15 protein-coding genes are annotated in these 12929 nt (G+C 63.4%); 11 read left to right on the forward strand and 4 right to left on the reverse strand.

The genetic code is table 11. From position 1 onward, the window contains the following. Both BKY26_RS14765 and BKY26_RS14770 read right to left on the reverse strand, forming a co-directional pair. Window positions 1-250 (reverse strand): AAA family ATPase (locus tag BKY26_RS14765; protein WP_131541886.1); only part of this gene is annotated, 250 nt, incomplete at its 3' end. A gap of 128 nt (window positions 251-378) precedes the next feature. After that, window positions 379-666 (reverse strand): HAD family hydrolase, encoded by a 288-nt coding sequence (locus BKY26_RS14770; RefSeq protein ID WP_146632871.1) that lies wholly within the window; start codon window positions 664-666, stop codon window positions 379-381. A 147-nt stretch (window positions 667-813) separates the two neighbouring features. On the opposite strand from BKY26_RS14770, the gene BKY26_RS14775 reads away from it, so the two are divergent. From BKY26_RS14775 to rlmH, 3 genes are all read left to right on the forward strand, one after another. Continuing rightward, window positions 814-2007 (forward strand): TsoY family (seleno)protein, encoded by a 1194-nt coding sequence (locus tag BKY26_RS14775; RefSeq protein WP_071691162.1) that lies wholly within the window; start codon window positions 814-816, stop codon window positions 2005-2007. A 144-nt stretch (window positions 2008-2151) separates the two neighbouring features. Beyond that, on the forward strand, window positions 2152-2619 hold the full coding sequence (gene rsfS / locus BKY26_RS14780; protein ID WP_131541887.1) for a ribosome silencing factor: 468 nt from the start codon (window positions 2152-2154) through the stop codon (window positions 2617-2619). A 6-nt stretch (window positions 2620-2625) separates the two neighbouring features. After that, complete coding sequence (rlmH, locus tag BKY26_RS14785) at window positions 2626-3096, forward strand: 23S rRNA (pseudouridine(1915)-N(3))-methyltransferase RlmH (RefSeq protein ID WP_071691163.1); 471 nt, start codon at window positions 2626-2628, stop codon at window positions 3094-3096. 186 nt (window positions 3097-3282) lie between these two features. Here the strand turns inward: rlmH and BKY26_RS20515 are convergent, their stop codons facing one another. Further along, entirely contained in the window at window positions 3283-5085 is a 1803-nt protein-coding gene (locus tag BKY26_RS20515; RefSeq protein WP_071691164.1) for an OmpA family protein, read from the reverse strand. Window positions 5086-5328: 243 nt separating this feature from the next. On the opposite strand from BKY26_RS20515, the gene BKY26_RS20295 reads away from it, so the two are divergent. Beyond that, window positions 5329-5487: a hypothetical protein gene (locus BKY26_RS20295; protein WP_158514346.1), complete on the forward strand. Its 159-nt coding sequence runs from the start codon at window positions 5329-5331 to the stop codon at window positions 5485-5487. Between the two features lie 18 nt (window positions 5488-5505). On the opposite strand, the gene BKY26_RS14795 is transcribed toward BKY26_RS20295, so the two are convergent. Then, on the reverse strand, window positions 5506-6375 hold the full coding sequence (locus BKY26_RS14795) for a branched-chain amino acid aminotransferase (protein ID WP_071691165.1): 870 nt from the start codon (window positions 6373-6375) through the stop codon (window positions 5506-5508). 175 nt (window positions 6376-6550) lie between these two features. Here BKY26_RS14795 and BKY26_RS14800 point away from each other — a divergent pair, with 175 nt between their 5' ends. The 7 genes from BKY26_RS14800 to dxs are packed head-to-tail and all read left to right on the forward strand — an operon-like array spanning window position 6551 to window position 12709. Continuing rightward, a complete protein-coding gene (locus BKY26_RS14800; protein WP_071691166.1) occupies window positions 6551-7069 on the forward strand; it encodes a MarR family winged helix-turn-helix transcriptional regulator in 519 nt (172 codons plus the stop codon). Continuing rightward, the gene (locus BKY26_RS14805) at window positions 7066-7779 is read left to right on the forward strand and encodes a response regulator (RefSeq protein WP_071691167.1); all 714 of its coding nucleotides are present in this window, start codon (window positions 7066-7068) and stop codon (window positions 7777-7779) included. Before BKY26_RS14800 ends, BKY26_RS14805 begins: the two co-directional genes overlap by 4 nt. 8 nt (window positions 7780-7787) lie before the next feature. Next, window positions 7788-8714 carry a histone deacetylase family protein gene (locus tag BKY26_RS14810; RefSeq protein WP_071691168.1) on the forward strand — a complete coding sequence of 309 codons (927 nt, stop codon included), beginning with the start codon at window positions 7788-7790 and terminating at the stop codon, window positions 8712-8714. Further along, entirely contained in the window at window positions 8715-9653 is a 939-nt protein-coding gene (locus BKY26_RS14815; RefSeq protein ID WP_071691169.1) for a histone deacetylase family protein, read from the forward strand. Continuing rightward, a complete protein-coding gene (locus BKY26_RS14820; RefSeq protein ID WP_071691170.1) occupies window positions 9650-9895 on the forward strand; it encodes an exodeoxyribonuclease VII small subunit in 246 nt (81 codons plus the stop codon). Before BKY26_RS14815 ends, BKY26_RS14820 begins: the two co-directional genes overlap by 4 nt. 3 nt (window positions 9896-9898) lie before the next feature. Next, the gene (locus BKY26_RS14825) at window positions 9899-10765 is read left to right on the forward strand and encodes a polyprenyl synthetase family protein (RefSeq protein ID WP_071691171.1); all 867 of its coding nucleotides are present in this window, start codon (window positions 9899-9901) and stop codon (window positions 10763-10765) included. 18 nt (window positions 10766-10783) lie between these two features. Continuing rightward, window positions 10784-12709 carry a 1-deoxy-D-xylulose-5-phosphate synthase gene (gene dxs, locus BKY26_RS14830; RefSeq protein WP_071691172.1) on the forward strand — a complete coding sequence of 642 codons (1926 nt, stop codon included), beginning with the start codon at window positions 10784-10786 and terminating at the stop codon, window positions 12707-12709. The last annotated feature ends 220 nt before the right edge of the window (window positions 12710-12929 follow it).

Below are 12929 nucleotides of genomic sequence, written 5' to 3' on the forward strand. Positions count from 1 at the left end.
TGGTCAGCGCCACCTCGGCAAAATTCCGGGCGGGGCGTGTCGAGGCGCCTGCGAAGATCACATCTTCCATGCCAGAGCCACGCATCGCCGTGGGGCGGTTTTCGCCCATGACCCACCGAAGCGCTTCCAGCAGGTTGGATTTGCCGCAGCCGTTTGGGCCCACAACGCCGGTCAGCCCATCCGCGATGATCAGATCGGTCGGATCGACAAAGCTTTTGAAACCGTTGAGCCTGAGCCGCGAAAACCGCACGTGCCTGCCTGTTCTTGTTGATTCCCGTTTGGGCAAGTGTCCGGCAGTCAACGCGCTTGAGTCAACGTTCAGCCCCACGATATGGCGGTTTTCGGCGCATTATCCACAAGATATATGCGTTTTGCCGCCTAGCCACAGTCCAGATCGGCGCGCATTACGGCCACGTCCCCCCGCAGGCTGTCCTCGATCACGCGGCAACCGCTCACCTCTTCCATGGCTTGCACCGCCCTTGGATAGACGGAGCCGATTGAGGGGTTGGGCATCATGTTGGTGCGGATCGCTTCGACCCTACTGCCCCTGACCCGAACGGTGAAATCGACCCCTTCGACGGTCATCCTGGTGGCATCGGCCCCCATCATCGCCGGGGCGGGGCTGTCGCAGGCAGCGAGCAGAGCAAGCAGGGGAAAGGTCGTCATCTTCATGCGCTCAGTCTTGGGTCAGGGTGGTTAACAGGGGGTAAACGGGGTGCGACACCTTGGTAGTTAACAAAGTCAACTTTAATGTTGCGACTCGCCTCCTGGCTGCGTATTTAGTTGCCAGTGTCAATTAAAGGAGTGCCGGAGATGACCGTCGCCGCAAACCGCTATTCGCCGCTTTATTTCCTCGCCTCGCTTGGCGCGGGCGGCCTCACCGTTACGTTCTTCATGTGGCTGATGTTCTGGGTTCCGCATACCGGCCGTCCGGTTCCGATCTTTGAAGATGCCTGGCCGCTGCTGACCGGCGGCACCCTGATTCAACAGGCAATGATCCTAGGTGCCTGGGCCGGGATTGCCATTTTCGGTTTCCTCAACCTCAAGCTTCTGGCCTTCAACCTGCGCCGCTTCACCGAATTCCGCCGCTCGGACGCCTATGAAACCTTCGCACGGTCCAACGCGGGCAGCCAAGTCTTGGCGATGCCTCTGGCGCTGGCGATGTCCGTAAACGCCATGTTCATCCTGGGCCTGACCTTCGTGCCCGGCCTTTGGAACATCGTCGAATACCTGTTCCCCGCTGCGCTTGCGGCCTTCCTCGCCATCGGCTGGATCGCCTTCAAGGAACTGGGTCACTTCATCAAGGAACGCCTGCATTCCGGTGGCTTCGACTGTTCCGCCAACAATAGCTTCGCCCAGATGCTGCCCGCCTTTGCCCTGGCGATGATCGGCGTGGGCCTTGCCGCCCCGGCCGCCATGTCGACCGCGACCCTGACCGTGGGGATCAGCCTCGTGCTGTCCACCTTCTTCATTATCGCCGCCATCATCCTTGCGCTGATCGTGCTGGTCATGAGCGTGCGTCCGATGCTGGAACACGGCGTCAATGTCGAGGCTGCGCCGACCCTGATGGTGGTGATCCCGCTGATGACTGTGATCGGCATCGCCCTGCTGCGTCAGAACCACGGGCTGCACACCACCTTCGAGGCCCACGGCACCGCCGCCGATACGCTGATGCTGCTGACCCGGCTGATCTCGATCGAAGTGATCTTCGCCCTCTTCGGTCTCGCCGTGCTGTCCCGCGTGGGTTACGTCGCCCGCTTCGTGACCGGGTCCGAAACCTCCGCCGGATCCTACGCGCTGGTCTGCCCCGGTGTCGCCCTTTCGGTGATGACCCACTTCTGGCTGAACAAGGGTCTGGTCGCCGCTGGCATCGTCGCCAAGTTCTCGGTCGCCTACTGGGCCATCTCGGGCATCGCCGTGGCGCTGCAACTGGGTATGATCGTCCTTGTCTGGATGCTGGCCCGCAAGCACTTCGCCCCCGCCCCGAAAGGCGCCGTTCCCGCCTGATCCCTTCGTCAGGCCCATCTGGAAAACCCCGGTCTTAAGCAGCCGGGGTTTTTCGTTTTCCGCATGCTTCTTGACCGATTGGCCACAATAATCGGTTTGAATCCGCTTGCGAATCAGTCCGCTGGTTGAGACAGCCCCGCTCGAATGCTATCTTGGCCATATCCCGGCGCCGGGGATCTTCGGCGTATTGTGAAGGAGGACCACGTCCTGACTGGACCTGTTCAAGCAGCCACCACCGGGGCTGCACCGGTGGCGCAGATGACGCGCCCGACCAAAGACCTGACGAGCGACACCCTGCTTGCCGAGGTTCTTGCATCCCTTGACGACGACAAAGCGGAAGAGATCGTCCAGATCGACCTGCGCGGAAAGACCCAGATGGCCGATCACATGGTCATCGCCTCCGGTCGCTCTTCGCGCCAGGTGGCGGCAATCTCCGAGAAACTTGTCGCGCGGCTGAAGGAAACCTTCGGGTTGACCGCCCGGATGGAAGGCAAGGATACCGGCGATTGGGTGTTGATCGACACGGGCGATGTGATCGTCCATGTCTTCCGCCCCGAAGTGCGGGAGTTCTACCAGCTTGAAAAGATGTGGCTGCCCGCCGGCAGCGTCTGATCTTTCATGCGGGTTTCCTTATGCGTTGTGGGCCGGCTTCGGGCCGGGCCAGAGGCTGATCTCGTCTCCGACTACCTGACACGGTTCGACCGCACGGGCCGCGCGCTTGGCCTTGGGCCTGCCCGCGTGGTGGAGGTTGAGGACAAGAAGGGCGGCGGCAAACCGGCAGAGGCCGAGCTGCTGCGCAAGGCGATCCCCACGGGCGCGGTTGTCTGCGCATTGGACGAACGCGGGCGGGTAATGTCTTCGCCCGATTTCGCTGGCGCGCTGGCAAAACGCCGAGATCAGGGTGCGCAGGACATGGCCTTCCTGATCGGCGGCGCCGACGGGCTGGACCCCACGCTGGTGGATCAGGCCGACATGGTGCTGAGCTTCGGCCAGATGGTCTGGCCCCACATGCTCGCCCGCGTGATGCTAAGCGAACAACTCTACCGCGCCGCGTCGATCCTGGCGGGCAGCCCTTATCATCGGGTGTAAGCCGCTCGTTCGGCAGCGCGTGATGCCAGCCGCACCCACAAAGAATACTGGTCGAAACACCAAGCCCATCCAAAGCGCATTGCCCAGAGCACGGCGCGGGCGATAACGCGTGCAATGTGGTCTGATCGCATAGAAACCGGGGCGCATGACTCATACGCCCCGGCTTTTGTCACCCGACGCCCGGTCTCAGCGCAGGAGGATTTCCACGCGCCGGTTCTCCGCCGCATTGGGCGATGAGGGGTTGATCAGGCGGGTTTCGCCGTAGCCCACGGGCGTCAGCAAGGCGCGGTTGATGCCGTGGGCATTGACCAGTTCCTCGATCACCGCCTGCGCCCGCCGGTTCGACAGGTCCAGATTGTAGCTCGCGGCCCCCGACGCATCGGTATGGCCCTGCACCTCGAAGGCCCGTCCAGAGAGCCCGGCGTCGAAGATCGCCTGCGCGAGTCGTGCTACGAGGGCGCGGGCCTGCGGCGTGAGCGTTGCCGAGTCAAACTCGAAGTTGATCGGCAGGTTGGTCATGCCAGCGGTTTCCAGCTGCCCCTGAATCACCTCGGCTGTCGCGTCTATATCGACCTGCTGCACCAGTTCCGCGGGGATGGCCCGCCAGTACTGGCCGCTCACATCCTGACACATGTCCATGAAGGCAGCCCCGTTCAGGGTCGCGCCGTTGGCCTGGTTGCCCTCAAGGCACTCGCCCGCGTTTTCACGGAACATCGTGGTCAGGCGGAAATAGCCGTCGCCCGCCGGAACGGCCCGCCAGAGCTGGCCGCTCACATCCTGACAGCTGTCCATGAAGGCGGCGCCGTTCATGGCTGCCCCATTGATCTGGTTGCCCTCCAGGCATTCATTGGCCCCCTCGCGGAAGGCGGTGGTCAGGCGGTAATAGCCGCCATCAACGGGCATGGCACGCCAGAGCTGGCCGGTGACGTTCTGACACCGGTCCATGAAGGCCGGTCCGCTCGCGGCCTGATTTCCTTCAAGACATTCCGAGAAGCCTTCCCGGAACATCGTGGTCAGTCGGAAATACCCATCGGGCAGGGCCATGGAGGGCGGTGCGGGCGGCGCCACATTGACCGGCTCCCAGGTTTCCAGTTCCAGCACGCCAAGGCAGGTCGCGCCGTCATAGGTGCCAACCCAGACGTCCAGCCGGCCATTGAGGGCGTCAGAGGAAGCGAGGTTCAGAAGCGGCTGCAGGTTCCCGCGGCTGTCATCGTCGAAATACCACTGGGTGGTGGGGGTGTTGACCAGCAATGTCGTATCGCACTGGCCTTCAACCTCGATTTCCAGCCGCTGGTAGCCTTCCATGCCGGAGAGGTAGAAGGAATAGTGCGGCACCGCGTAGGCATAGCCCAGCCCCCCGGACGGACAGGTGGCCAGGGGCGTCGGGCCGCCCGCATTCACATTGTATCGCTGCGGCGTATAGAGTTGCTGGCCGGTCAGCGAGACCTCCTGCCCCGTATAGGCAAAGCTCGGGCAATTCGCCTGCGGCTGAGGTTGGGGTTGCGGCTGTGGCTGCGGAGCAGGGGCTTGCGCCAGCCAGGTCTCCATGTTCAGCGTCGCGTTGCAATAGGACCCGTCATAGGTGCCGACCCAGACATCCACCCGACCGTTGAGATTGGCAGCCCCCCGGATCTCGATCCGCGGGTCGAGGTTGCCGTTGGAATCATCGTCGAACAGCCAGCTCGCATTGGCGGTGTTGACCAACAGAACCGCGTCGCACTGGCTGACCACATCGGCCACCAGATAGTACTGATCCATCCCCGAGAGGTAGAATGAGAAATCCGGCGCGGTCGTCACATAGCCGAAATTGCTGAAGCCGCAGTTCTGCAGCGGGTTCTGTCCGCCGGCAACGACAGAGTAACTCTGCGGGCTATAAAGCTGCTGACCGGTCAGCGTATGGCTCGCCCCGGTCTGGTTGAATGTCGGACAGGCCATGGCTGCCGCCGACATCGCAAATAGGCCGAACAGGGCCGTGGCTAAGAATTTCAAGGTAATTCCTCCAATCATTCTCATTGTGCGGCTTGCCGCTTGGTCAAGACTTGCCGGTAAAGGCTTCCGGATCAAGCATTCTTCAGGTTCGAAGCTGCAATCTGTTGCCTAAGTGGCCAAAACCGGAATGAGACGGCCGGTCCTGCAGACCTTCGTCAGACAAGGAGTCAACCGACGTCCCGTCCGGAACCAGGGCGCGCAGGACATGGCGATTTCAGATGCGGGCGGGGACGGTCTCTTGTCATGAAGAGCGAGCGAAACGATGCCGTCAACGACCCCCTTGCGCCCTTCGCGATTTCCTCGGTGCTGAGCGACTTGATTCAAACCGAGGCTGCACGCTTTGGATACGAAAAAACCGCGCCGGAAGAAGGGGCGCGGTTTATCTGCGATACTGCCTTATAAGGCCAAAAGACGGCTAACCTACTCCCGCACCAGCTTCTCATAGCCTTCAGCGATCTCGCGGGCGATGGCGCCGACTTCAAAGTTGTAGTCGCCGATCTGGCCAACGGGGGTGACCTCTGCTGCCGTACCGGTCAGCCAGCATTGCTGGAAGCCCTCCAGTTCCTCGGGCATGATGTGGCGTTCATGCACCTTGATCTGGCGGTCCTTCAGCATGCCCACCACGGTCTGGCGGGTCAAGCCATTCAGGAAGCAGTCGGGCAGGGGTGTGTGCACTTCGCCATCCTTGACGAAGAAGATGTTGGCGCCGGTCGCCTCGGCGATATAGCCGCGATAGTCGAACATCATCGCGTCGGAACAGCCCTTTGCCTCTGCCGCGTGCTTGGACAGGGTGCAGATCATGTATAGACCGGCGGCCTTGGCGTGGCTGGGGATGGTCTCGGGCGAGGGGCGCTTCCACTTGGAAATGTCGAGCTTGGCACCCTTCATCTTCGCGTCGCCGTAATAGGCCCCCCATTCCCAAGCGGCGATGGCCAGCCGGACGGGGTTCTTGGCAGACGCGACGCCCATATCCTCACCCGCGCCGCGCCACGCAACAGCACGCACATAGGCATCTGTCAGGCCATTGGCGGTCAGAACTTCCTGTTTGGCGGCTTCGATTTCATCCACCGTGTAGGGGATCTGGAAGTCGAGCTGCCCGGCAGAGAAGTGCAGACGTTCCGAATGCAGGCGGCTTTTGAAGATCTTGCCGTTATAGGCGCGCTCGCCCTCGAACACGGACGAGGCATAGTGCATCGCGTGCGTCAGAATATGCACATTCGCATCCCGCCAGGGGATGAGTTTGCCATCCATCCAGATGGTTCCGTCGCGATCGTCGTAAGCAGCGCCCATTGTGTTCACCTTCGGCAGGGGTCTTGGCATTTTCGGTTTGTTGCGCAAAATACGTCCGAACCGGACATAAAGTTACGCAAAACCGGGCATTCGGTAACAATTGATTCTTGGAAAGTCAACAAGGCTGACATAAAGTCGGGCGAAAGGCGACAAGACCCCGGGGGGAACGCATTTCATGGCCGAACGCGGCGCGGCACAGTCTTCTGCAAGCAGCGGGGAAAGCCTGCTTTTTCTGACCGACGAACAGCTTCGGCGCGGGATCGAGGCGATGTTCTTCGCTTATCGCGGATTTACCGCCGACCCGGACCGCATTCTTGAAAACCACGCATATGGGCGCGCCCATCACCGGGCGATCCACTTCATCAACCGCAGCCCCGGCACCACGGTAAACAATCTGCTGGCCATTCTGGGCGTCACCAAGCAATCGCTGAACCGGGTGTTGCGCACGCTGGTCGAGGACGGCCTTGTCGAAAGCCGCGTCGGCACCCGCGACAAACGCGAACGTCACCTGTACCTGACCGATCAGGGCATTTCGCTGGAACGTGAACTGTCCGAGGCACAACGCACCCGGATGCGGGCTGCCTATCGTGCTGCCGGACCCGACGCAGTGGCGGGTTTCCGCACGGTGCTGGAACAGATGATGGACCCGGAACTTCGCCATCATTACTTTTCCAACACCGAGGGAGGCGCATGACAGATCCGGCAGCCCATCTTCTGATCGTCGACGATGATGAGCGCATTCGCGGTCTTCTCCAGAAATTCCTGATTCGCAACGGCTTCATCGTCAGTGCCGCCCGTGATGCGGCCCATGCGCGCCGACTGCTGGAAGGCTTGGAATTCGACCTGATCGTTCTGGATGTGATGATGCCCGGTGAAGACGGGATCAGCCTGACCAAGGCTTTGCGCGAAAAGCTGACGACCCCGATCATGCTGCTGACGGCAAGGGGCGAGGCCAGCGACCGGATAACCGGGCTGGAAGCCGGGGCCGATGACTATCTGCCGAAACCGTTCGAGCCGCGCGAATTGCTGCTGCGGATCAACGCCATCCTGCGGCGCGTTCCAAGCGTGTCCGAGGCACAATCGGCCCCCAAGATGCTGCATCTGGGGCCGATCCGATACGACCTTGAACGGGGTGAAATGTGGCAGGGGCAAACCCCCATTCGCCTGACCGCAACCGAATCGGCGTTGATGCGCATCTTCTCTGCCTGTCCGAACGAACCCGTCAGCCGCACACAGCTGGTCGAGGATCTGGGCCGCGACAAGGGCGTGGGCAGCAGCACCAGCCAGGAACGCGCCGTCGATGTGCAGATCACCCGCCTGCGCCGCAAGATAGAGGCCGACCCGAAACAGCCCCGCTACCTGCAAACGGTGCGCGGCGCGGGCTACATGCTGGCCCCCGACTGAGGATATCCATGACCCTGCTATTCACGAATGACGCGGGCCTGCGCCACCAGATGCCGCTTGGCCACCCAGAACAGATCGCCCGGCTGGAACACGTGATCCGCGCGCTTTCCGCGCCCGAATTCGCCGCGCTCGACCGGCGAGAGGCCCCCATGGCAGCGGAGGCAGACCTGTTGCTGGCCCATCCCGAAAGCCACGTGGCTGCCATCCGAGAGGCTGCACCGCAGGACGGGCTGATCGCGCTCGACCCCGACACCTCCATGTCCCCCGGCACATGGGAGGCCGCCCTGCGCGGTGTCGGCGGCTGCCTTGCGGCGGTCGATGCGGTGCTTGCAGGCGAAGCGAAGAACGCCTTTGTCGCCACGCGCCCCCCCGGCCATCACGCCGAAAAGACCCGCGCCATGGGATTTTGCATGTTCGGCAATGTCGCCATCGCCGCGAAACACGCGCTGGACCGTCATGGGCTGTCCCGCGTCGCCATCGTCGATTTCGACGTGCACCACGGCAACGGCACGCAGGATCTTTTGTGGGATGAGTCCCGCGTTCTCTTCATCTCGTCGCACCAGATGCCGCTCTATCCCGGCACGGGTGCCGCCCATGAACGCGGCGCGCACGGCAATATCCTGAACGTGCCGCTTTCGCCGGGGTCCGACGGGGAAACCATGCGCTCCATCTACGGCTCGCGGCTTTTCCAGCGGCTGCGCGACTACCAGCCGGAGCTGATCATCCTGTCTGCCGGGTTCGATGCCCATGCCGACGACCCGCTGGCCAACCTCAACTGGACGACCGAGGATTTTGCCTGGCTCACGCGCGAACTTTGCAAGGTCGCCGAAGATGTCTGCGGCGGGCGGCTCGTGTCGTCGATGGAAGGCGGCTACAACCTCGACGCGCTGGCCGAGGCCGTCGCCGCACATGTCACCGAACTGATGGGGGCATAGGTGGCCACCGGGCTTGTCACGCACCCCGATTGCCTTGCGCATGTGACGCCCGCCCATGTCCATGAACAGCCCGCCCGGCTGGCGCTTGTTTTGCAAGCGCTCGAAGGGCTGCCAGTTTTCCGGTACGCCGCCCCGTTGGCCAGTGATGACAGCATCCTGACGCTGCACACGCCCGCCTATCTCGACCATATCCGCGCCAGTGTTCCCGCTGAAGGCTTCACCATGCTGGACCCGGACACGGACGAGGAAACCTTCCTGTCCCCATCCTCCCTGCCCGCGCTTTTCCGCACTGTGGGCGGCGTTCAGAAGGCCATCGACCTCGTGCTGTCCGGCGAACTGACCAACGCCTTCGCGGCGGTGCGCCCGCCCGGCCACCATGCCGAACGGGAACTGCCCATGGGGTTCTGTTTCTTCGGCAACGTGGCGCTTGGCGCGAAATACGCGCTGGGTCATCACGGGCTTGCCCGCGTGGCCATCGTCGATTTCGACGTGCATCACGGCAATGGCACGCAAGCGCTATTGTGGGATGAACCCCGCGCCCTGGTGATCACCTCGCAACAAATGCCGCTCTGGCCCGATACCGGCGACGTGTCAGAGACCGGCGCGCATGACAACGTGGTCAACGTGCCGCTCGCGCCCGGCACCGGCGGCAAGGCCATGCGCGATGCCTATGAGGCGCGGGTATTCCCACGGCTTGACGCGTTCCGGCCCGAACTGTTGCTCGTCTCCGCCGGGTTCGACTGCCATGCCGCCGATCCCTTGTCCGATCTCGCCTGGGTCGAAGAGGATTACGAGTGGCTCACGCACCGGCTTTGCGATATCGCTGACAGGCATTGCGGCGGCCGCATGGTCTCGACTCTCGAAGGCGGCTATGATCTGGACGCCCTCGCGGCCTCGGCCGCCACCCATGTGCGCGTTTTGACGGAGAGAAGCGGATGAGCGACCAAAAAAAGATCGAGGAAATGAGCTTCGAGGAAGCGATCCGGGAACTGGAAACGGTGGTGGGTCAGCTCGACCGGGGCGACGTGGCGCTGGAAGATTCCATCAAGCTTTACGAACGCGGTGCGCAGTTGAAGGCACGGTGCGAGGCGAAGCTGAAAGAGGCCGAAGAAAAGGTCGCGCAGATCACGCTGGACGCCAATGGGCAGCCCACGGGGGCGAAGCCGGTCGAGGGGCTCTGACCCTTGTTCACGCAGCAGTTGAAAGACGCGCAGGACGCGATTGCGCGCGCCCTTTCGGACCGCATGGCGCGGCTCGGGTCAGACCGCGTGGCCGAGGGGATGCGCTACACCACAGCGGGCGGCAAACGGCTGCGCGGCTTCCTCGTGCTGGAAACGGCGCGGCTGACCGGGGGCGATGCAGAGGCCGCGATGCAGGCGGCCTGCGCCGTCGAATGCATCCACGCCTATAGCCTCGTTCATGACGACCTGCCCTGCATGGATGACGACGACCTTCGCCGGGGCCTGCCGACCGTGCACCGCAAATGGGACGAGGCGACGGCGGTGCTGGTGGGTGATGCGCTGCAAAGCTTTGCGTTCGAGTTGCTGGCCGACCCCGCAACCGGGGATGCCGATCAGCGCGCAGAGCTGGTCCTGACCCTCGCCTGGGCCTCTGGCCCTCAGGGCATGGTTCTGGGGCAGGCGCAGGACATTGCCGCCGAAACTGCTGATACCCCCCTGACGCTTGACCAGATCACCGAATTGCAGGCCAACAAAACCGGTGCGCTGCTGGAGTGGCCGGTGGTTGCGGGCGCGATCCTGGGCCGCGCCGATCCGGCCCCCCTGCGGCGCTATGCACGCAGCCTTGGCCTTGCCTTTCAGATCGCTGACGACATCTTGGATGTAGAGGGCGATGCCGAGAAAGCCGGCAAGGCGCTGCGCAAGGATGCCGATGCGGGTAAGGCGACCTTTGTCTCGCTGCTTGGGCTGGAGGGCGCGAAGGCCCGCGCGCAAGGGTTGATTGATGAGGCCGAGGCGGCGTTGGCCCCCTATGGCTCCGACGCGGAAACCTTGCGGGAACTGGCCCGCTTCGTTATCGCCCGTGACCAGTAACCGAATTCGGAGAGCCACATGAGCGACCGCCCCGACACGCCGCATCTGGACCGGATCCATTCCCCGGCCGATCTGCGCGGGCTGCCGGTGTCTGATCTGCGCCGCGTGGCCGACGACCTGCGCACCGAAACCATTGCCGCCGTCAGCAAGACTGGCGGGCATCTGGGGGCAGGGCTTGGCGTGGTGGAACTGACCGTGGCGCTGCATGCGGTCTTCGACACGCCGCGCGACAAGGTGATCTGGGATGTCAGCCACCAGTGCTACCCCCACAAGATCCTGACCGGTCGGCGCGAGGCGATGCCGACCCTGCGCAAGAAGGGGGGCCTGTCGGGCTTCACCAAGCGCAGCGAGTCACCCTATGACCCGTTCGGCGCGGCCCACAGTTCCACGTCGATCTCGGCGGCATTGGGGTTTGCGATGGCGCGTGAGCTTGGCGGCGTGATCGAGACCGGGCTTGGCGATGCGATTGCCGTGATCGGGGACGGCGCGCTGACTGGCGGCATGGCCTTCGAGGCGCTGAACAACGCGGGTCATCTGGGCAAGCGGCTGATCGTGATCCTGAATGACAACGAGATGAGCATCGCACCGCCAACCGGCGCGCTTTCCTCTTACCTGTCGCGGCTCTACGCCGGGGCCCCGTTCCAGGAGCTGAAATCGGCCGCCAAGGGCGCGGTGTCGCTGCTGCCCGAGCCTTTCCAGGAAGGGGCGCGGCGGGCGAAAGAGCTGCTGAAAGCGGCCACCGTGGGCGGGACGCTGTTCGAGGAACTGGGCTTTTCCTATGTCGGCCCCATCGACGGGCATGACATGGATCAGCTGGTCTCGGTGCTGCGGACGGTGAAGGCGCGGGCCGATGGGCCGATCCTGATCCATGCGATCACGAAGAAGGGCAAGGGCTTTCGCCATGCGGAGGGGCATGCCGACAGGGGCCACGCCCGCGCACCTTTTGACATGGCGACCGGCGAGCAGCGCAAGGCGCCCTCGAATGCGCCGAGTTACACCAAGGTCTTCGCCCAAAGCCTGATCCGCGAGGCGGAGCTGGACGACAAGATCGTCGCTGTCACCGCCGCGATGCCGGACGGGACGGGGCTGGACCTGTTCGGAGAGCGATTTCCGAAGCGGGTGTTTGACGTCGGTATCGCCGAACAGCATGCCGTGACCTTCTGTGCAGGCATGGCGGCGGGGGGGATGAAACCCTTCTGCACGATCTATTCGACCTTCCTGCAACGGGGCTATGACCAGGTCGTTCACGATGTGGCCATCCAGCGCCTGCCCGTCAGATTTGCTATTGACCGCGCGGGGTTAGTGGGCGCCGACGGGGCGACGCATGCGGGGTCTTTCGACGTGGCGTATCTGTCGAATTTGCCCGGTTTCGTGGTGATGGCAGCGGCGGATGAGGCGGAGTTGGTGCATATGGTGGCAACCGCCGTGGCGCATGACAGCGGGCCGATCGCCTTCCGCTATCCGCGGGGCGAAGGCGTGGGCGTGGATATGCCGGAGCGCGGCGAGCCGCTGGAGATCGGCAAGGGGCGGATGATCCAGGACGGCGCGCGGGTCGCGATCCTGTCTTTCGGAACCCGTCTGAGCGAGGTTCAAAAAGCCGCCGAGGCGCTGGCCGCGCGCGGGATTACGCCGACGATTGCCGACGCGCGATTTGCCAAGCCATTGGATTCAGAGCTTATTCTGAAGCTTGCTGCCGACCACGAAGCGTTGATCACCATCGAGGAAGGCGCGGTTGGCGGCTTTGGCAGCCATGTGGCGCAGCTTCTGGCCGAAGAGGGCGTTTTCGACCGTGGGCTGAAGTTCCGGTCGATGGTTCTGCCCGATATTTTCATCGACCAGGCGAGCCCTGAAGATATGTACGCCACGGCAGCGATGAATGCCGACCATATCGAGGCGAAGGTGCTCGATGTGCTCGGCGTGGCGCGGTTGAGCCGGCAGGCGTGAGGGCCTGAAAAGGGGGGGGTGCCACCCTTACACCCCCTGTACACCGGGCGTGCATACGGAAAGCGGTTTCGCCGCGCTGGGGCGCGTCGACCGGGGGGCGGCCCTCGTCAGGCTCCTTCGGAGCCCTCCTCGGGCCGCGTTGCCACGGAAAATCGGATGGGGCAGTGCGCCGATCTGACCGGGTGCCGACCGGAAGGTCAGGACGCCTCCGGCGGAGGTA

Origin of the sequence: Nioella sediminis, from assembly GCF_001879695.1 — a bacterium.
Classification (GTDB): domain Bacteria; phylum Pseudomonadota; class Alphaproteobacteria; order Rhodobacterales; family Rhodobacteraceae; genus Nioella; species Nioella sediminis.

What these genes read in the sequence shown, in the direction of transcription:
- rsfS (WP_131541887.1), top strand. Translation starts at nt 2,152, where the DNA reads ATGCTATCTTGGCCATATCCCGGCGCCGGGGATCTTCGGCGTATTGTG.
- BKY26_RS14795 (WP_071691165.1), bottom strand. Translation starts at nt 6,375, where the DNA reads ATGGGCGCTGCTTACGACGATCGCGACGGAACCATCTGGATGGATGGC.
- BKY26_RS14800 (WP_071691166.1), top strand. Translation starts at nt 6,551, where the DNA reads ATGGCCGAACGCGGCGCGGCACAGTCTTCTGCAAGCAGCGGGGAAAGC.
- BKY26_RS14810 (WP_071691168.1), top strand. Translation starts at nt 7,788, where the DNA reads ATGACCCTGCTATTCACGAATGACGCGGGCCTGCGCCACCAGATGCCG.
- BKY26_RS20295 (WP_158514346.1), top strand. Translation starts at nt 5,329, where the DNA reads ATGAAGAGCGAGCGAAACGATGCCGTCAACGACCCCCTTGCGCCCTTC.
- dxs (WP_071691172.1), top strand. Translation starts at nt 10,784, where the DNA reads ATGAGCGACCGCCCCGACACGCCGCATCTGGACCGGATCCATTCCCCG.
- BKY26_RS14820 (WP_071691170.1), top strand. Translation starts at nt 9,650, where the DNA reads ATGAGCGACCAAAAAAAGATCGAGGAAATGAGCTTCGAGGAAGCGATC.
- BKY26_RS14775 (WP_071691162.1), top strand. Translation starts at nt 814, where the DNA reads ATGACCGTCGCCGCAAACCGCTATTCGCCGCTTTATTTCCTCGCCTCG.
- BKY26_RS14770 (WP_146632871.1), bottom strand. Translation starts at nt 666, where the DNA reads ATGACGACCTTTCCCCTGCTTGCTCTGCTCGCTGCCTGCGACAGCCCC.
- rlmH (WP_071691163.1), top strand. Translation starts at nt 2,626, where the DNA reads ATGCGGGTTTCCTTATGCGTTGTGGGCCGGCTTCGGGCCGGGCCAGAG.
- BKY26_RS14805 (WP_071691167.1), top strand. Translation starts at nt 7,066, where the DNA reads ATGACAGATCCGGCAGCCCATCTTCTGATCGTCGACGATGATGAGCGC.